The organism is Streptomyces sp. NPDC033136, from assembly GCF_055578235.1.
In genome coordinates this window covers 140239-158640 of the sequence record NZ_JBVIPD010000005.1, presented here as the reverse complement: position 1 = coordinate 158640, position 18402 = coordinate 140239, and the positions used below count along the sequence as shown (strand labels likewise).

General features: G+C 71.2%; 14 protein-coding genes. 6 read left to right on the top strand and 8 right to left on the bottom strand.

Annotation, left to right across the window (positions count from 1 at the left end; all coding sequences use genetic code 11):
• Positions 1 to 155 precede the first annotated feature (155 nt).
• The 4 genes from ACZ5TL_RS11315 (at position 156) to ACZ5TL_RS11300 (ending at position 5013) form a co-directional block, all read left to right on the top strand.
• Positions 156 to 1481 carry a DUF2252 domain-containing protein gene (locus ACZ5TL_RS11315; RefSeq protein WP_468589180.1) on the top strand — a complete coding sequence of 442 codons (1326 nt, stop codon included), beginning with the start codon at positions 156 to 158 and terminating at the stop codon, positions 1479 to 1481.
• A gap of 69 nt (positions 1482 to 1550) precedes the next feature.
• On the top strand, positions 1551 to 2249 hold the full coding sequence (locus ACZ5TL_RS11310) for a hypothetical protein (protein WP_468589179.1): 699 nt from the start codon (positions 1551 to 1553) through the stop codon (positions 2247 to 2249).
• A 76-nt stretch (positions 2250 to 2325) separates the two neighbouring features.
• Positions 2326 to 3150 carry a DsbA family protein gene (locus ACZ5TL_RS11305; protein WP_468589178.1) on the top strand — a complete coding sequence of 275 codons (825 nt, stop codon included), beginning with the start codon at positions 2326 to 2328 and terminating at the stop codon, positions 3148 to 3150.
• A 192-nt stretch (positions 3151 to 3342) separates the two neighbouring features.
• Positions 3343 to 5013 (top strand): alkaline phosphatase D family protein, encoded by a 1671-nt coding sequence (locus tag ACZ5TL_RS11300; RefSeq protein WP_468589177.1) that lies wholly within the window; start codon positions 3343 to 3345, stop codon positions 5011 to 5013.
• Positions 5014 to 5095: 82 nt separating this feature from the next.
• On the opposite strand, the gene ACZ5TL_RS11295 is transcribed toward ACZ5TL_RS11300, so the two are convergent.
• A complete protein-coding gene (locus tag ACZ5TL_RS11295; RefSeq protein WP_468589176.1) occupies positions 5096 to 5665 on the bottom strand; it encodes a dienelactone hydrolase family protein in 570 nt (189 codons plus the stop codon).
• Positions 5666 to 5772: 107 nt separating this feature from the next.
• Here ACZ5TL_RS11295 and ACZ5TL_RS11290 point away from each other — a divergent pair, with 107 nt between their 5' ends.
• Positions 5773 to 6897: a mechanosensitive ion channel family protein gene (locus ACZ5TL_RS11290; protein ID WP_468589175.1), complete on the top strand. Its 1125-nt coding sequence runs from the start codon at positions 5773 to 5775 to the stop codon at positions 6895 to 6897.
• A 96-nt stretch (positions 6898 to 6993) separates the two neighbouring features.
• Here ACZ5TL_RS11290 and ACZ5TL_RS11285 read toward each other — a convergent pair whose 3' ends face one another.
• The 6 genes from ACZ5TL_RS11285 to ACZ5TL_RS11260 form a co-directional block, all read right to left on the bottom strand.
• Entirely contained in the window at positions 6994 to 7734 is a 741-nt protein-coding gene (locus ACZ5TL_RS11285; RefSeq protein WP_468589173.1) for an SDR family NAD(P)-dependent oxidoreductase, read from the bottom strand.
• 93 nt (positions 7735 to 7827) lie between these two features.
• Positions 7828 to 9414 carry a Na+/H+ antiporter gene (locus ACZ5TL_RS11280; protein ID WP_468589172.1) on the bottom strand — a complete coding sequence of 529 codons (1587 nt, stop codon included), beginning with the start codon at positions 9412 to 9414 and terminating at the stop codon, positions 7828 to 7830.
• Positions 9415 to 9508: 94 nt separating this feature from the next.
• On the bottom strand, positions 9509 to 9979 hold the full coding sequence (locus ACZ5TL_RS11275) for a GNAT family N-acetyltransferase (protein ID WP_468589171.1): 471 nt from the start codon (positions 9977 to 9979) through the stop codon (positions 9509 to 9511).
• A complete protein-coding gene (locus ACZ5TL_RS11270) occupies positions 9976 to 10920 on the bottom strand; it encodes an RluA family pseudouridine synthase (protein ID WP_468589170.1) in 945 nt (314 codons plus the stop codon). The genes ACZ5TL_RS11275 and ACZ5TL_RS11270 overlap by 4 nt, the downstream gene beginning before the upstream one ends.
• 43 nt (positions 10921 to 10963) lie before the next feature.
• Positions 10964 to 11635 carry a signal peptidase II gene (lspA, locus tag ACZ5TL_RS11265; protein WP_468589169.1) on the bottom strand — a complete coding sequence of 224 codons (672 nt, stop codon included), beginning with the start codon at positions 11633 to 11635 and terminating at the stop codon, positions 10964 to 10966.
• A gap of 291 nt (positions 11636 to 11926) precedes the next feature.
• Complete coding sequence (locus ACZ5TL_RS11260; RefSeq protein WP_468589168.1) at positions 11927 to 13255, bottom strand: TraR/DksA family transcriptional regulator; 1329 nt, start codon at positions 13253 to 13255, stop codon at positions 11927 to 11929.
• Positions 13256 to 13887: 632 nt separating this feature from the next.
• On the opposite strand from ACZ5TL_RS11260, the gene ileS reads away from it, so the two are divergent.
• Positions 13888 to 17040: an isoleucine--tRNA ligase gene (gene ileS, locus ACZ5TL_RS11255; RefSeq protein WP_468589166.1), complete on the top strand. Its 3153-nt coding sequence runs from the start codon at positions 13888 to 13890 to the stop codon at positions 17038 to 17040.
• Positions 17041 to 17245: 205 nt separating this feature from the next.
• Here the strand turns inward: ileS and ACZ5TL_RS11250 are convergent, their stop codons facing one another.
• Positions 17246 to 18385: a DivIVA domain-containing protein gene (locus ACZ5TL_RS11250; protein WP_468589165.1), complete on the bottom strand. Its 1140-nt coding sequence runs from the start codon at positions 18383 to 18385 to the stop codon at positions 17246 to 17248.
• Positions 18386 to 18402 lie beyond the last annotated feature (17 nt).

Here is an 18402-nt window from a genome sequence, read left to right as displayed (position 1 = left end):
GGGACAGCGTCGAAGTCTATGCCTCGGCGGTGACACGCGGAGGGCTGACCCGCGTACCTTCGGGCGAGGATCGCGGGCACTCCCGCGGACCACCGCACGTTAGGCACAGGGCGGACCAGCCGTCCTGAGACGTCTGTACCAGGAGGCACCCAGCGATGTCGTTCCCGCAGCTCGACGACGAGCACCGCGGTGAGGAGATCCTCGCCGTCTTCGACACCGCCTTCGGCCGGCTGCTGGCCGCCGATCCGGCCGCGTTCCGGGTGAAGTTCCGGAAGATGGCGACCTCGGCCTTCGCCTTCTACCGGGGCACGGCGTGCCTCTTCTACCACGATCTCGACGAAGAGAAGCGAGGCGGGCCGTTCCTCGACGAGCGCACCTCGCGCGTGTGGATCCACGGCGACCTGCACGCGGAGAACTTCGGCACGTACATGGACGCCAACGGCCGCCTGGTCTTCAACGTCAACGACTTCGACGAGGCCTACGTCGGCCCCTTCACCTGGGACCTGAAGCGCTTCGCCGCCTCCATCGCCCTCATCGGATACGCGAAGGCGCTCAGCGACGAGCAGATCTCCGAGCTGGTGACGATCTACGCGGTCGCGTACCGCGAGCGGATCCACGCCCTGGCGACGGGCGCGAAGAGCGATGAGGTGCCGCCGTTCACGCTGGACACGGCGCAGGGCCCGCTGCTGGACGCGCTGCGTGACGCCCGCTCGCTGACCCGCTTCGGCCTGCTGGAGTCGATGACGGAGATCCGCGACTTCGAGCGCCGCTTCGCGCCCGGGGGCGGCTCCGTCGAGCTGGACGCGGCCACGCGCTACAAGGTCCTCGACGCCTTCGACGGCTATCTGGAGACGCTCCCGGACAGCTCGCTGGCCCGCCCGGACTCCTACCGGGTGAAGGACGTCGTCGGCCGGCGCGGCATCGGCATCGGCTCGGCGGGGCTGCCCTCGTACAACATTCTCCTGGAGGGCCACAGCGACGCCCTGGAGAACGATGTCGTGATCTACATCAAGCAGGCCCAGACCCCGGCGGTCTCGCGGCACCTCACGGACCGGGCGATCCGCGACTACTTCCAGCACGAGGGGCACCGCACGGTCATCTCCCAGCGTGCCCTCCAGGCGCACGCCGACCCGTGGCTGGGCTGGACCGAGCTGGACGGCGCGGGCCAGCTGGTCGCCGAGGTCTCGCCGTACGCGGTGGACCTGGACTGGGGCGACATCGACGACCCGGAGGAGATCGCCCAGGTGGTGGCCGACCTCGGCCGGGCCACGGCCACGATGCACTCGGCTGCGGACGACCAGTCCGGCGAGTCCCTGGTGCCGTTCTCCACGGAGCGTGCCATCGACGCGGCGATCGCGGCCGACGAGGAGGGCTTTGGGCCCGTGCTGGTCGACTTCGCGCACCGCTACGGCGCCCGCGCGCGGGCCGACCACCAGACCTTCGTGGACCTGTTCCGCAACGGCCGGATTCCGGGTCTGTGACGGAACCACCTCGCTCAGGCATCCTTTAGGGGTCCCTTACGGAACCTCATGACACACTCTCCTATCGCTATGGACATATCCGGGATCCAGCTCAGAGCCGTGCGCGCGGCGCTGTTCACGGCCGTGGTCGTGACGCTCAGCACCGCGTCGCACGTGCTGCTGTCCCGGGCCCCGTTGCCGTTGAACACGGTGGCCCTGCTCACGGCCGCTGTGTTCGCCCTCGCCTATGCCCTGGCCGGACGTGAGCGGACCTTCGGCCGGATCGCCGCCCTGCTGATCCCGCTGGAGCTGGCCGCCGACACGATCCTCACCACCGGCCAGCACGTCTGCTACGGCAAGGCGGGCGGTCCGGTCGCCGGCCCTCTGGCCTCGGTCGGCTGGGACGTGCTGTGCGGCGACGGGACGCCGGTGGGAATGCCGCTGGCGCAGGTCGTCGGCGCCGACCCCGACAGGCTCGGCGGTCTCCTGGCCCACGCCGGCCCGGGCGTGGCCTGGCTCCTGCTCGGCGCACACGTCGGCGTCGGCCTCATCGCGGCCGCGTGGCTGCGCCGGGGTGAGCGGGCGCTGGCCCAGGTGCTGCGCGCGGTAGCGGCGACCACCTTCCGTCCGCTGCTGCTGGCGGTCGCCGCGGTGGCCGTGCGCCGGACCGCTCCGGTCCGCCGCCTGCCCAGCCCCGCCCACCGTGCGACCTCCGTCCTCAGCCGCCTCTTCGTGCACTCCATGGGACAGCGTGGACCGCCGTGCTCGCCCGTCTTCGCCTGCGTGTGAACAGCACTGAGCACCACAGACCACCCCTACGTATCCCGCACACACAGGTGTGCGCCTCCCCATGGAGATTCTCAGCATGAGCAAGCGGAACAGCCAGGCGGCGAAGACAGCGGCCCGGGAGCGGCTGCGCGTGGAGCGCGAGCGCGAGGCGAAGCGGGCCAAGGCGAGGCGGCAGATCATCGTCGCCCTGTCGGTCGTCGGCGTCCTCGCGGCGGCAGGCGGCGTGGGTTACGCCATCGTCCAGGCCAACAAGCCCGACAGCTGGGAGGCCGCGAAGAACGCCAAGCTCGTCAAGCCGGCCAACACGTCGGGCAAGGACGGCACCACTGTCGTCATCGGCAAGGACAGCGCCAAGAAGACCCTCGTCATGTACGAGGACCCGCGCTGCCCGGCCTGCGCCCAGTTCGAGCAGACCGTCGGCTCGACCATCGACAAGGACGTCGAGGACGGCAAGTACAAGATCCAATTCGTCGGCGCGACGTTCATCGACCGCAATGCTCCGGGAGAGGGCTCCAAGAACGCCCTCAGCGCGCTGGGTGCCGCCCTGAACGTCAGCCCCGAGGCCTTCCTGGACTACAAGACCGCGCTGTACTCGGCGAAGTACCACCCCGAGGAGACGGACGACAAGTTCAAGGACGACGACTACCTGATCAAGGTGGCGAACTCTGTCGAGGCCCTGAAGGACAACAAGCAGTTCCAGACGGCGGTGAAGGACGGCACCTACGACAAGTGGGCGCTGGTCCTGAGCGAGAAGTTCGACACCGACGGCGACAAGTACGAATTCCAGGGCACGCCGACGCTCCTCATGGACGGCAAGAAGGTCACCGGCAGCAACGGCCAGAGCGCGCCGATGACCGTCCCGGACTACACCGCGGCGATCGACAAGGCCCTCAAGGGCTGAGTCCCCGGCCCTGGATTCCGGGCCGGTGAGGACTTGCCGACCCGCACCTTTCGTAGCGGCCCGCCAGGACTCAGGCGGGCCGTTCCGGTGTGAGCCCTCGAGGATCGCGGACGGCGACAGTCCGCTGAAGAACGGGCCAACTTTGCGGGTTCGCCCGCCTCTTGTTCATACCGATCAGTAACCTGATCGTCCGTGACCAGTCGATACAGATCATCGAATACGTCAGAGGACCTCAACTCCCTCACCCCGCGCCGCCGTACGGTCGTCAAGGCCGCGGCGGCGTCCGCTGTTCTGGCCGGGCCGCTGGCGGTAACCCTGCCCGCACGCGCCGTCGGCCAGGCGCCCGCCTTCCTGCACGGCGTCGCCTCCGGTGACCCGTTGCCGGACGGCATCCTGCTGTGGACCCGCGTGACCCCGGTCCCGGAGGCGATACCCGGCTCCGGGCTCGGTCCGGACACCGAGGTGAGCTGGATCGTCGCCAGGGACAAGGCGTTCGGCACCGTCGTCGCCAAGGGCTCCATCACCGCGACGGCCGCCTCCGACCACACCGTGAAGGCCGACATCCGCGGCCTGGAGCCGGGCACCGACTACTGGTTCCGCTTCTCCGCCGGCGGCACCGACTCCCCCGCCGCGCGCACCCGTACCGCCCCGGCGGCCGACGCGGCCGTCACGGGTCTCCGCTTCGGCGTGGTCTCCTGCGCCAACTGGGAGGCCGGCTACTTCTCCCCGTACCGTCACCTCGCCACCCGCGGCGACCTGGACGCCTGGCTGCACCTGGGCGACTACATCTACGAGTACGGCACCGGCGAGTACGGCACCCGCGGCACGGTCGTCCGCCCGCACGCCCCGGCCCACGAGATCGTCACGCTCGCCGACTACCGCGTCCGGCACGCGCGGTACAAGACCGACCCGGACCTCCAGGCGCTGCACGCGGCGGCCCCGGTCGTGGCGATCTGGGACGACCACGAGGTCGCCAACGACGCCTGGTCGGGCGGCGCGGAGAACCACACCGAGGGCGCGGAGGGTGCCTGGTCCGCCCGCCAGGCCGCCGCCAAGCAGGCCTACTTCGAGTGGATGCCGGTGCGCCCGGCGCTCGCGGGTACCACCTACCGCCGGCTGCGTTTCGGCAAGCTGGCCGACCTCTCGCTGCTGGACCTGCGTTCCTTCCGCTCGCAGCAGGTCGAGGTCGGCAACGGCGAAGTGGACGACCCGGACCGCACGCTCACCGGCCGCGCCCAGCTCGACTGGCTCAAGGCGGGCCTCAAGTCCTCCGACACCACCTGGCGGCTGGTCGGCAACTCGGTGATGATCTCGCCGTTCGCCGTCGGTTCGCTCTCCGCCGACCTGCTCAAGCCGCTGGCCAAGCTGCTGGGCCTGCCGCAGGAGGGCCTCGCCCTCAACACCGACCAGTGGGACGGCTACACCGACGACCGCCGCGAGATCCTGGCGCACCTGCGCGCGAACGGGATCCGCAACACGGTCTTCCTCACCGGTGACATCCACATGGCGTGGGCCAACGACGTGCCGGTGAACGCCGGTACGTATCCGCTGTCCCCGTCGGCCGCCACGGAGTTCGTCGTCACCTCGGTCACCTCGGACAACCTCGACGACATCGTCAAGGTCCCTCAGGGCACGGTCTCCGCGGTCGCCGCTCCGGTCATCCGCGCCGCCAACCGGCACGTCCACTGGGTCGACACCGACCGCCACGGCTACGGCGTCCTGGACATCACCGCCGAGCGCGCGCAGATGGACTACTACGTCGTCTCCGACCGCACGAAACGCGACGCGACCACCAAGTGGGTCCGCTCGTACCGCACCCGCAGCGGCACGCAGAAGGTCGAGCGCGTCCACGACCCGGTGTAACCAACGTCACTTCGCAGGCGGGCCCCGGAGGCCTCACGTCTCGTCGCTGGTGAACCGCCGGAGAAGTGCGGACGACGACCGCTCAGAGAGTCTCGAGGAAGCCGAGCGCCACCCGCCAGGTGGCCTCGGCGGCCTCGGCGTCGTAGTCCGGCAGGTCGGGGTCGGTGTAGAGATGGCCGGCCCCCCTGTACCGGTACACCTCGACGTCGGCGCCGGTACGGCCCATCTGGAGGTACCAGGCGCTGAGCCAGTCGTCCGTCTCGAAGGGGTCCGGCTCCGCCACGTGCAGCTGGACCGGCAGGTCCTCCGCCGTGACGCCCGGCGCGATGTCCGACGTACCGTGCAGGAGCAGCAGACCGCGCGCCTTGTCGTCGCCGAGGGCGAGGGTCTGCGCGATGGAGGCGCCGAGCGCGAACCCAGCGTACACCAGCCCTCTCTCGGAGTAGGGCGCGGCGGCCAGCACGGCCCGCTTCAGCAGCTCCTCCTTGCCGATCTTCTCCTTGTGCTCCATGCCCTCCTCGACCGCCTCGAACGTGCGCCCCTCGAAGAGGTCGGGCGTCCACACCTCGTGTCCGGCCGAGCGCAGCCGGTCAGCTGCCTGGAGCACCGCGGGCCGCAGTCCATGGGTCGAGTGGAAGAGCATGATGTTCATGAGGCCATGGTGCCAGCCGGGTGTGACGGGCCGGGATCACGGCACTACCCCGGATGCCGCCGAAGTCACATGTTCATGGCCCCCGGGAGCCGGTTAGGTTCGGGGGCATGGAGAACCTGCTACGACCGCTGATCGTGGTCGGTGGCTCGGTCGTGCTCACGCTGGCGATCGGCTGGGCCACCGACTTCCTGCTGCGCAAGGCCGACGCACGGCACCACGAGACCCCGCTGTGGGGTCTGCTGCGCCGTGGCCGCATCCCCTACCAGCTCGTGCTGTGCGCGGCCCTGCTGAGGGGGTCGTACGACGAGGCACAACTGCTGGAGAGCCGCGAGGAGGCCGCCGGCCGGGTGCTGACCCTGGTGCTGATCGGGTCGGCCGCCTGGCTGGTGATCCGTATCGCGTCGGCGATCGTCGAGTCGTCGTACAGCCGGTACGCCAACGCCCGGGCCCACCGCGACCCGGCCAGGGTCCGCCGGGTGCGCACCCAGGTGACGCTGATCATGCGGGTGGTGTCGGCGATCGTCGGGGTGGTGGCCGCGGCGAGCATGCTGCTGACGTTCCCGGCGTTCCGCGCGGCGGGGGCCTCGCTGCTGGCCTCGGCCGGCATCCTCGGCATCGTCGCCGGTGTCGCCGCCCAGTCCACGCTGAGCAACATGTTCGCGGGGTTCCAGATCGCCTTCGGCGACATGGTGCGCATCGGGGACACCGTGGTCGTGGACGGCGAGTGGGGCACGGTGGAGGAGATCACCCTGACGTTCCTGACCGTGCGCACCTGGGACGAACGCCGGATCACCATGCCGGTGTCGTATTTCACGTCCAAGCCGTTCGAGAACTGGTCGCGCGGCACGCCGCAGATGACCGGCACCGTCTTCTGGCACGTCGACCACGCGGCGCCCCTGGACGCGATGCGCGAGAAGCTCCGCGACATCCTGCGCGAGTGCCCGGCGTGGGACGGCCGCGCCTACAACCTGTCCGTCACGGACACCACCCCGAACACCATGCAGGTGCGGGCCCTGGTAACGGCGAAGGACGCGGACGACATCTGGACGGTACGGGTCGCGGTCCGCGAGCAGATGGTCCGCTGGCTGGCCGACGAGCATCCGTACGCCCTGCCCCGGGTCAACACGGCGGACGCGGTCCTGCCGCCGTCCCTCAACGGCCACCGCCCGTCCCAGGACGGCGTGCCGCTCCAGAAGCGCCGCTTCCACGGTTCGAGCCGGCCGGAGCGCTGACGGCACGGGCCGGCGGCCGCTCTGACGGGAGCGCCGACCCCACAACCAGGAGGGGCTGCCCGCGAGCGCGGGCAGCTCCTCCTCGCGTCGGCCCGGTCAGTGACCGCGCTCGGCACCGCCGTTGACCTGGATGATCTGGGACGTGATGTGCCCGGCGCCCGGGGAGGCGAGCCAGTGCAGGGTCTCGGCGACGTCTCCGGGCGTCCCGGCCCGCCCGTTCGAGGTCTCGCCGATGAGCCGCGCACGCCGCTCCTCGGCCATCGCGTCCCCGAAGAACTCGGTGTCCTCGATGTAGCCGGGCGCGACCACGTTCACGGTGATGCCGCGCGGCCCCAGCTCCCGGGCCAGATCATGGGCGTACGGATGCAGCCCTGCCTTGGCGGCCGCGTACGCCCCGCTCCCGGACCCCCGGTAGGCGGCGATGGAGCTGAGGAACAGCACCCGCCCGCCGGGCTCGGCGAGCCGCGGCTTCAGCGCCTCGGTGAGCAGGACGGCCGTCAGGGTGTTGAGCCGGAAGTTCACGGTCCACGTATGGGCGACGCCCTCGAGCGGATCGTCGCCCCCGGCGTCCGGTTCGAGCAGCCCGCTGCCGCCGGCGCTGTGCACGAGCACGTCCACGGCCCCGAACTCCCGCTCCACGAACCCGGCGACGCCCCGCACGTGCTCGGGCTCGGCGAGATCGGCCGCATGGGTCAGCGCGCCCGGCACCCCGGCCTTCTCCAGCACCTCGGCGCGCCGCCCGAGCAGCAGCACCCGATCTCCGCCCGCGGCGAACACCCGAGCCGCCGCGAGTCCAATTCCCGTGCCTCCGCCACTGATTACCACGTTTCGTACCATATGAGCGACCTTATGACGCCCCGGCCGACCGCCGTCAAGTGACCGCCCGTGTCCGCCGGCCGACGGCGGGCAAGGGCGGTCACCGGGGGCAGGTCACCGCAGGCTACGGACGTCGAGGTGCCGCAGCACCCGGTCCACCACCTCGGGATCCGCCCCCGGTTCACTCCGCGCCGCCAGCACCTCGTGCCGCGCCGCGCTCAGCATCTCCTGCTGGATCCGGCGTACCCGCTTCACCCGCCGGGCCCCCTCCCGGTACACCTCCCGCCGCTCGTCCTCCGCCAGTTCGGGGCTGATCCGCACTCCGATGTCGTAGGCCCGCCGCAGCATCTGCTCGGACAGCTCCTCCGGCAGTTCCTCGGTCCCCTCGATCTCCCGCAGCCTCCGCTTCGCCGCCTTCGACGCCCGGACGGCCAGCGTCTTCGCGAGCTCCCTCTCGTGGTCCGTGTCGGCCTTCACCCCGAGCCGCCGCACCAGCCAGGGCAGCGTCAGCCCCTGCACCACGAGCGTCGCCATGATCACCCCGAACGCGACGAAGATGATCTCGTCCCGGCTGGGGAACGGCCGGCCCGCTTCGGTCTCCAGAGGAATCGCCAGCACCAGCGCGACGGAGGCGACCCCCCGCATCCCCGCCCACCACATGACCACGGTCTCGCGCCAGCTCACCGGGATGTCCTCGTCGTAGTCCCGCCGCGCGTGCAGCCGCTTGGTCAGCCAGGTCGCCGGCAACAGCCACAGCAGCCGCACGAACACGACCACGCACACCATGATCGCCGCCCAGCCGAGCAACTGGCCCCAGCGGCCCTCCGCGGTGCGCAGGGCGTTGTGCAGTTCCAGCCCGACCAGCCCGAACGCGACGCCGGTGACGAGGGTGTCGACGATGTTCCAGAACGTGTGCCCGGTCAGCCGTGTCATGACGTCGTCGGCGTCCGAGCCGTACTCCGCGAGGAACAGCGCGGTGGTGAGCACGGCGAGCACCCCGGACCCGTGCAGTTCCTCGGCCATGACGTAGGAGGCGTACGGCACCAGCAGGGTCAGCCCGATCTGCAGGGTCGCGTCGCCGAGCACGTCCATCAGCTTGTTCGCGCCCCAGCCCAGCACCAGGCCCACGGCCACCGCCACCACGGCCGACAGCACCAGGTCGAACCCGGCCTGCCAGGGCGAGAACGTCCCGCTGACGGCGGCGGCGATGGCCACGTGGTAGAGGACGATGGCCGTCACGTCGTTGAAGAGCCCCTCGCCCTCCAGGATCGACACCAGCCGGCGCGGCAGTCCCAACTGCCCGGCGACGGCGGTCGCCGCGACCGGGTCCGGGGGTGCGACCAGGGCGCCGAGCGCGAACGCCGCGGCGAGCGGCAGGCCCGGGACGATGGCGTCGGCGGCGGCGGCCACGCAGGCCATGGTGACGAACACCAGCGCCACGGCCAGCAGGAAGATGGGTCTCTTGTTCGCTGCGAACTGCCGCCAGGACGTGCGCCGTACGGCGGCGTACAGCAGGGGCGGCAGCAGCAGCGGCAGGATCAGGTCCGGCGGGATCTCGACGTTCGGCACGAACTCGAGCAGCGCGAGGACGATGCCCAGGAGCGTCATCAGCACCGGCGCGGGCACCCCGAGCCGGTCACCGACCGGGACGCTGATCACGGCCCCGAGCAGCAGCACGAACAGCAGGGCCAACTGATCCACGGTCAGCGCTCCGGAAGGTCAGCGTTCACACGACTGATCTCAAGCGTGCCACGCAACTCCCGGGGCAAACCGTTCCGGCACCTGCCACGACGGGCTAGAGCGAACGCCGCATCCCCTGGTGCGGAATGCCCGCTTCCAGGTACTCCGGTCCATACGGTTCGTAGCCGAGCCGCTCGTAGAAGCCCCGTGCGTGGGTCTGCGCGTGCAGATCCATGGCCGCGAGCCCACGCGCGCGTGCCGCGTCCTCGAGGGCCCGCACGAGAGCGACGCCGACACCGAGCCCGCGCGCGTGACCCGTCACGGCGAGCCGGCCGAGACAGCCCACGGACGGGCCGACGCCGGTCTGCGCCACGGCCGCGTCGCCGTGCAGCAGCCGCCCGGTCCCGAGCGGCGCGCCGTCCTCCCGGACCGCCAGCACATGGACGGCCCCCGCGTCGTACGCGTCGTACTCCAGGTCCTCCGGCACACCCTGCTCGCCGACGAAGACCTCCTTGCGGACCGCGAAGCACGCCTCGCGGTCGGCCGGATCCTCGGCGACCCGCACGACGTACGTCCCGGTGCTCACGCGTACGTCTCCTCCCGGACCTGGTCCAGGGCGCTGCGCAGGTCCTCCGGGTAGTCGCAGGAGAACTCCGCCCACTGCCCGTCCCCGGGGTGCTCGAAGCCGAGCCGCACCGCGTGCAGCCACTGGCGGGTCAGCCGGAGGCGCTTGGCGAGCGTCGGGTCCGCGCCGTACGTCAGGTCGCCGACGCAGGGGTGCCGGTGGGCGGCCATGTGGACGCGGATCTGGTGGGTGCGGCCGGTCTCCAGCTTCACGTCGAGCAGGGACGCCGCGCGGAAGGCCTCGATCAGGTCGTAGTGCGTGACGGACGGCTTGCCCTCGGCGGTGACCGCCCACTTGTAGTCGTGCTGCGGGTGCCGTCCGACGGGCGCGTCGATGGTGCCGCTCATCGGGTCGGGGTGGCCCTGGACGAGCGTGTGGTACCGCTTGTCGACCGTGCGCTCCTTGAACTGGCGCTTCAGCGACGTGTACGCGTACTCCGACTTGGCGACGACCATCAGCCCCGACGTGCCCACGTCGAGCCGGTGCACGATGCCCTGGCGCTCGGCGGCCCCGGACGTCGAGATCCGGTACCCGGCGGCGGCGAGGCCGCCGATGACGGTCGGCCCGGCCCAGCCCGGCGACGGGTGCGCGGCCACACCGACCGGCTTGACGATGACGACCACGTCATCGTCGTCGTGCACGATCTCCATGCCCTCGACCGGCTCGGCCACCACCTGCACCGGCGCGGGCGCCTGCGGCATCTCGACCTCCAGCCAGGCGCCGCCGTGCACACGCTCCGACTTGCCGACCACCGACCCGTCGACCATGACCTTCCCCGCGGCGGCGAGCTCGGCCGCCTTGGTCCGGGAGAAGCCGAACATGCGGGAGATGGCGGCGTCGACGCGCTCGCCCTCCAGGCCGTCGGGCACGGGCAGGGTACGGATCTCGGGAATCGTGCTCACCCGTCGAGTATGCCGGACGGCTCCGCCGGGGCTGTACGCGCGCTCAGTCCTTGTGGACGGTCCCGTCCGGATCGAGTCCCTTGAACGACAGCAGCACGATCAGGATGCCTCCGCAGACGATCGCCGAGTCGGCCAGGTTGAAGACGGCGAAGTGCTTGGGCGCGATGAAGTCCACGACCGCGCCCTCGAAGACACCCGGCGCCCGGAAGATCCGGTCGGTGAGGTTGCCCAGCGCACCGCCGAGCAGCAGGCCCAGCGCGATCGCCCAGGGCAGGCTGTAGAGCTTGCGGGCCAGCCGGACGATCACCACGATCACCGCCGCCGCGATCATGGTGAAGATCACCGTGAAGGCCTCGCCGAAGCCGAAGGCAGCGCCCGCGTTGCGGATCGCCTCGAACTTCAGCCAGTCCCCGATGATCTCGATCGGCGGGTGGTGCTCCAGCTTGGCCACCACGATCATCTTGCTGATCAGGTCGAGGGCGTAGGTGAACAGGGACACCGCCAACAGCACCGCGATCCGGCGTCTGCCCCGGGCCGGGCCGGTCGCGGCCTCGGGCTCGCCGGCGGTGGACGCCCCGGCGGCCGCCGCGGCCGCCGCGTCGGTACCGGACTCGCCGGCCGGGGCGCCGGCGCCCTCGGAGCCGGGCCGCTCCTGCCCGTCCCCGGACGCGTCCGGTGTGTCCGGCGTACCGATGATGCGCTCCGCCTCTGCCACGTGAGTCCCTCGCCTAGGTGCCTGACCCGGGCCTGTCCGACACGTTCCCGTCGTCCGCCCGCAGGGCGGGCCCCGCGGCGTCCGGTGCGTGCGATCGCAAGGCGCCGGAGCGCTCTCGTGGCGATGCCACGTGGGCGGTTCGGCAACGCGGCTGGGGTCCCCCTGCCCGAAGAACTCGGGGGAGTGCGTGCCGGGCGTCGCGGGGCGGGCGGGCATGTGTCGGACAGGCCCCGGGACGAGGGTACGACACCCGCTGCTCGACGCACGTGCTCAGGAGGCATTCGGCGCCGGTCAGTACCGGCGTTCCTGCTTCTGCTTGCACTCCACGCACAGCGTCGCCCGCGGGAAGGCCTGCATCCGGGCCTTCCCGATGGGGTTGCCGCAGTTCTCGCACAGGCCGTAGGTGCCCGAGTCGAGGCGTCCCAGGGCACGCTCGGTCTGGACGAGCATCTCGCGCGCGTTTGCGGCCAGGGCCAGCTCGTGCTCACGCGTGATGTTCTTGCTGCCGGTGTCCGCCTCGTCGTGCCCGGCGCCGTCCCCGGAGTCCCGCATCAGACCGGCCAGCGACCGCTCCGACGACGTGATCTCCTCCCGCAGCCGCGCCTCCTCGGACATCAGCTCCGACCGTGCCTCCTCGACCTCCTCCGCCGTCCAGGGGTCCTCACCCGGGCGTACCGCGAGCTCACCGGGCTCGACCGCGCCCCGTGCCTTCGGCACCGCGGTCTTGGCCGCCGTGGCTGTGCCAGGAGTCTTCTTCGCGCCCACCGTCGTCGCTCCCGTCTGCTGCGCGGCCTCGGCCGCACCCGCTTTCTTGGCCGTGCTGCTCCCGGCCGTGTCCTGTGTGACCGCTCCGGTCCGGGCGGTGCCCTTCCCGGTCGCGCCCTTCGTGGTGGTGCTCGTGCCTGCGGCGCCCTGCCGGGCAACGTCCTCGGCGCCCTTCCTCGCGGCGACGGCCTCCCCGGCCTTCGCCTTGCCGTCGGCGGCCTGCCCGGCCGTGGCCTTTTTGTCCGCCGCCTTCCGGGGGGCCGGTTTCCTGACGGCCGCCCCCTCACCGGCGGCGGCCGCCTTCCTGGAGGTGGCCGTGGCTCTGGCCGTGGCCGGGGCCTTCTCGACCGGGGCCTTCTCGGCGGCGGGTTTCTTCGCCGTTGCCTTCTTCCCGGCCGCTTTCCCGGCCGCCGTCTTGGCCGCCTTCCTGGCCGGCGCCTTGACCGATGCCTTCTCGGTCCCGGCCTTCTTCGCTGCCGCCTTCCTGGCCGGCGCCTTCCCGGTCCCGGCCTTCACCGCCGCCCTCTCCGTCGCCGCCTTCTCGGCTGCCGCCTCCCTGGCCGGCGCCTTCCCGGTCCCGGCCTTCACCGCCGCCCTCTCCGTCGCCGCCTTCTCGGCTGCCGCCTCCCTGGCCACGGTCTCCTCGGCCACGGCCTTCCTCGCCGTCACCTTCCTCACCGCCGCCTTCGCCCCCTTCGGTCCCCCGCTCGCCTTCGCTCCGGCCCCCGCCACCGCCCTCCCCGCCGAGCCCCCCTGCGCGGACTTCTTCCCGCCCACGTCCTTGGCCGCACCACCGGAGGCCTCCGCGGACCTGCCGGACGCCGGCTGCTGTACGGCGGTCTTCTTCGCCACCATGGCCGCGGCCCCTTCGCATATTGTGATCTTGCTCCCGAATCGTGCTGGGACGATAAATCGACTCGAGTCCCGCGGCAACGGGGCACACCGCCCGATTCGCCCGCCTCGCGCACGCCGCGCGGCGAGCATGCATCCGTTGTGCCCAGCTCCCCGCCCGGTAATCCGTCAGGCGGGACGTCCCAGGATCCGAACACGCATACCACGCTATTCGGGTCATCAAACCCATAAGACACTCCGCGCGCCACCCGGCCCCCGGCGGCACCGAAAAGCGGTCGGCCGCTGTCCGCCCGGCGCCGTACACTGGGCGAAGCGAAAAGCGTGGATGGGGACGAGTAGCGGCGTACGCAGCCCAGAGCGACCCGGGGACGGTGGAAGCCCGGGGGCGAGCGCGACGTGAAGATCACCCCGGAGCCGCCGGAAGAACGCCTTGGACAGTGGGTACCGCCCACGGGCCAGGAGGGCCAGTAGAACCGGCATCGCGACCCCAATGAGGGGGCTCGCCGGCACACACCCCGTGCCGGAGGGCCAAGGAGGGTGGTACCGCGGGAGCGCGCCGACGGCGGCGCAAGGCACAGACGAAGCTCTCGTCCCTCCGGACGGAAGGCAGCAAGTCCGCCGGAGGAAGCCCGCTGATGACATCGCCGACGTACCGCCAGGTGCCCGCCCAGGTCGACCTGCCCGCCCTCGAGCACGCCGTGCTCGACTTCTGGCGCGAGCAGAAGATCTTCGCCCAGAGCCTGGAGCAGTCCGAGGGCCGCCCCGAGTGGGTGTTCTACGAGGGCCCGCCCACCGCCAACGGCATGCCCGGCGCCCACCACATCGAGGCGCGTGTCTTCAAGGACGTCTTCCCGCGCTTCCGCACCATGCGCGGCTACCACGTGGCCCGCAAGGCCGGCTGGGACTGCCACGGCCTCCCGGTGGAGCTCGCCGTCGAGAAGGAGCTCGGCTTCTCCGGCAAGCAGGACATCGAGAGGTACGGCATCGCCGAGTTCAACGCGAAGTGCCGCGAGTCGGTGACCCGGCACACGGACGCCTTCGAAGAGCTCACGACCCGCATGGGCTACTGGACCGACCTGAACGACCCGTACCGCACGATGGACCCCGAGTACATCGAGTCGGTCTGGTGGTCGCTGAAGGAGATCTTCGGCAAGGGCCTGCTGGTCCAGGACCACCGCGTCGCTCCCTGGTGCCCCCGCTGCGGCACGGGCCTGTCGGACCACGAACTGGCGCAGGGTTACGAGACGGTCGTCGACCCGTCGGTCTTCGTCCGCTTCCCGCTCACCTCCGGCCCGCTCGCCGGCGAGGCCGCGCTCCTGGTGTGGACGACCACGCCCTGGACCCTGGTCTCCAACACGGCGGTCGCCGCCCACCCCGAGGTCACCTACGTCGTCGCGACGAAGGGCCCGGAAGGTTCGGAAAAGCTCGTCGTCGCCGAGCCCCTCGTCGCCAAGGCCCTCGGCGAGGGCTGGGAGACCACCGGCCAGTCCTTCACCGGTGCCGAGATGGAGCGCTGGACGTACCAGCGCCCGTTCGAGCTGGTGGAGTTCCCGGAGCCGGCGCACTTCGTCGTCAACGCCGACTACGTCACGACCGAGGACGGCACGGGCCTGGTCCACCAGTCCCCCGCCTTCGGTGAGGACGACCTCAAGGTCTGCCGCTCCTACGGCCTGCCGGTCGTGAACCCGGTTCGCCCCGACGGCACCTTCGAGGCGGACGTCCCGCTCGTCGGCGGCGTCTTCTTCAAGAAGGCGGACGAAAAGCTCACCGAGGACCTCCAGCAGCGCGGCCTGCTCTTCAAGCACATCCCGTACGAGCACAGCTACCCGCACTGCTGGCGCTGCCACACCGCGCTGCTCTACTACGCCCAGCCCTCCTGGTACATCCGCACCACGGCGATCAAGGACCGCCTCCTCGCGGAGAACGAGGGCACCAACTGGTTCCCGGACACGGTCAAGAACGGCCGGTACGGCGACTGGCTGAACAACAACATCGACTGGGCGCTGTCCCGCAACCGCTACTGGGGCACCCCGCTGCCGATCTGGCGCTGCGAGGACGACCACCTCACCTGCGTCGGCTCCCTCACCGAGCTGACCGAGCTGACCGGCACCGACCAGTCGGGCCTGGACCCGCACCGCCCGTTCATCGACGACGTCACGTTCGCCTGTCCCCAGGACGGCTGCGGGAAGACGGCCACCCGCGTGCCCGAGGTGATCGACGCCTGGTACGACTCGGGTTCGATGCCGTTCGCGCAGTGGGGCTACCCGTACAAGAACAAGGAACTGTTCGAGGCGCGTTACCCGGCGCAGTTCATCTGCGAGGCCATCGACCAGACCCGCGGCTGGTTCTACACGCTGATGGCCGTCGGCACGCTCGTCTTCGACAAGTCGTCCTACGAGAACGTCGTCTGCCTCGGCCACATCCTCGCCGAGGACGGCCGCAAGATGTCCAAGCACCTGGGCAACACCCTGGACCCCATCCCGCTCATGGACCGGCACGGCGCGGACGCGGTCCGCTGGTTCATGGCGGCCGGCGGCTCCCCCTGGGCGGCCCGCCGCGTGGGCCACGGCACGATCCAGGAGGTCGTCCGCAAGACCCTCCTGACGTACTGGAACACGGTCGCCTTCCAGGCCCTGTACGCCCGTACGACGGGCTGGGCCCCCTCCGGGGCCGACCCGGCCCCCGCCGACCGCCCGGTCCTGGACCGCTGGCTGCTGTCCGAACTGCACGCGCTCACCGACCAGGTCACCCAGGCCCTCGACGCCTACGACACCCAGCGCGCCGGCAAGCTGCTGTCCGCGTTCGTCGACGACCTGTCCAACTGGTACGTGCGCCGCTCCCGTCGCCGCTTCTGGCAGGGCGACAAGGCGGCTCTGCGCACGCTGCACGAGGTCGTCGAGACGGTCACGCAGCTGATGGCCCCGCTGACCCCGTTCATCGCCGAGCGGGTGTGGCAGGACCTGATCGTCCCGGTCACCCCGGGCGCCCCCGAGTCGGTCCACCTGTCGTCCTGGCCCGAGTCGGACCTCACCGCCATCGACCCGGAGCTGTCGAAGCAGATGGTGCTGGTGCGCCGCCTGGTGGAGCTCGGCCGTGCCACGCGTGCGGAGTCGGGTGTCAAGACGCGTCAGCCGCTCTCCCGCGCGCTGATCGCCGCGACCGGCTTCGAGACGCTGGACTCCGAACTGCGCACGCAGATCACGGAGGAGCTGAACGTCGAGTCCCTGGCGACGCTCAGCGAGGTCGGCGGCAGCCTGGTCGACACCACGGCGAAGGCCAACTTCCGCGCGCTGGGCAAGCGGTTCGGCAAGCGCGTCCAGGACGTGGCCAAGGCTGTCGCGAACGCCGACGCGGCCGCCCTGTCCCTGGCCCTGCGCGACGGCACGGCGGCGGTCGAGGTCGACGGCGAGACCGTCACGCTGGCTCCCGACGAGGTCATCATCACGGAGACCCCCCGCGAGGGGTGGTCGGTGGCCTCCGACTCGGGCGCGACGGTCGCCCTGGACCTGGAGATCACCGAGGAGCTGCGCCGTGCGGGCCTGGCCCGTGACGCGATCCGCCTGATCCAGGAGGCCCGCAAGAACAGCGGCCTCGATGTGGCCGACCGCATCGCGCTGCGCTGGACGGCGGCCGACCCGGCCGTCACCGAGGCACTGACCGAGCACGCCCCGCTGATCGCCGACGAAGTCCTCGCCACGGACTTCGCCCAGGGCGAGGCGGACGACACCTACGGCGAGCCCTTCACCGACGAGGGGCTGACGCTGACGTTCCGCCTGCGCAAGGCGTAATCCTCAGGCCGAAGGCCCGGACCCGCCAAAGATCTTGGTGGGTCCGGGCCTTCGGCGTTGCGTGCGCAGAACACGGTTGCGTACGCACGAACGCGGTTGCGCGGGCACGAACGCGCCGGGCAAAAGGGCGAGGCCCCGGGTGGTGACCCGGGGCCTCGCCCTGAACGCTGCCGACGTCTACGCCGTACTACTGGCCATCAGGCCTTCAGTTGTCGTCCTCGTCGATCAGGAAGCCTCGCATGGGCGAGGGTGCCTGGCCCATCGGCGACGGGCCCTGCGGACGCACCGGCGCCATCGGCTGGGTCATCGCCGGGGACATCTGCTGCTGACCGCCGTAGGACGGACCGGACGGCGAGGGGGGACCGCCCATCGTCTGGTTGCCACCGCCGTACGACGGAGCGCTCGCGCCGGCCGGAGCCATGGAAGGCGCCGGGGACGGCGGCAGGGACGCGGCCGCCGGAGTGCGCGGCGGAGCCAGCGAGTCGTCGGCCTGAGTCTCCAGCTGACGCAGCTGCGACTCCAGGTACGACTTCAGGCGCGTGCGGTACTCGCGCTCGAAGCCGCGCAGGTCCTCGACCTTGCGCTCCAGCGTGGCGCGAGCGGACTCCAGGGAGCCCATCGCGACGCGGTGCTTCTCCTGCGCGTCCCGCTCCAGGGCGTCGGCCTTGGCACGGGCGTCACGCTCCAGACCCTCGGCACGCGAACGCGCCTCGCCCACGATCTTGTTGGCCTCGGAACGGGCCTCCGCGATCGCCTGGTCGGCGGTCTGCTGAGCCAGCGAGAGGACACGGGCGGCGCTGTCGCCACCGGGGCCTCCCTGGCCGGGGCCGCCCATCGGACCGCCCATGGGGCCACCCATCGGGCCACCCATCTGCTGCTGCATCGGGGGCTGGCCCATCGGGCCCGGGCCCTGACCCATCGGGCCGGGACCCTGGGGGCCGCCCTGACCGCCGGGACCGGCGGGCAGCTGCGGGGCACCGCTCGGCAGCTGGGGCGGACCACCCATGGGGCCACCCATCTGCTGCTGCGGCGGGCCCGATATGCCGGCGGGGACAGGACCACCCGGACCGCGCATGCCCTGCTGCTGCTGTTGCTGCTGTTGTTGCTGCTGCTGTTGCTGGTCCTGCTGCTGCTCCGGAGGCTTGCGCATGTTCTGCTGGTTCTGCGCGGCAGCGCGCGTGGCCGCAGCCAGTTTGGCGCGCAGATCCTCGTTCTCGCGGAGCAGGCGGGTCAGTTCGGCTTCGACCTCGTCGAGGAAGGCATCGACCTCGTCCTCGTCATAGCCTTCTCGGAGGCGGACGGTCGTGAACTGCTTGTTCCGCACGTCCTCGGGGGTCAACGGCATCTCTTCACCTCAACGTA

Excerpts from the sequence above, each read along its gene's own strand:
- ACZ5TL_RS11315 (WP_468589180.1), top strand. The coding sequence starts at position 156 with ATGTCGTTCCCGCAGCTCGACGACGAGCACCGCGGTGAGGAGATCCTC.
- ACZ5TL_RS11310 (WP_468589179.1), top strand. The coding sequence starts at position 1,551 with ATGGACATATCCGGGATCCAGCTCAGAGCCGTGCGCGCGGCGCTGTTC.
- ACZ5TL_RS11305 (WP_468589178.1), top strand. The coding sequence starts at position 2,326 with ATGAGCAAGCGGAACAGCCAGGCGGCGAAGACAGCGGCCCGGGAGCGG.
- ACZ5TL_RS11295 (WP_468589176.1), bottom strand. The coding sequence starts at position 5,665 with ATGAACATCATGCTCTTCCACTCGACCCATGGACTGCGGCCCGCGGTG.
- ACZ5TL_RS11290 (WP_468589175.1), top strand. The coding sequence starts at position 5,773 with ATGGAGAACCTGCTACGACCGCTGATCGTGGTCGGTGGCTCGGTCGTG.
- ACZ5TL_RS11285 (WP_468589173.1), bottom strand. The coding sequence starts at position 7,734 with ATGGTACGAAACGTGGTAATCAGTGGCGGAGGCACGGGAATTGGACTC.
- ACZ5TL_RS11260 (WP_468589168.1), bottom strand. The coding sequence starts at position 13,255 with ATGGTGGCGAAGAAGACCGCCGTACAGCAGCCGGCGTCCGGCAGGTCC.
- ileS (WP_468589166.1), top strand. The coding sequence starts at position 13,888 with ATGACATCGCCGACGTACCGCCAGGTGCCCGCCCAGGTCGACCTGCCC.
- ACZ5TL_RS11250 (WP_468589165.1), bottom strand. The coding sequence starts at position 18,385 with ATGCCGTTGACCCCCGAGGACGTGCGGAACAAGCAGTTCACGACCGTC.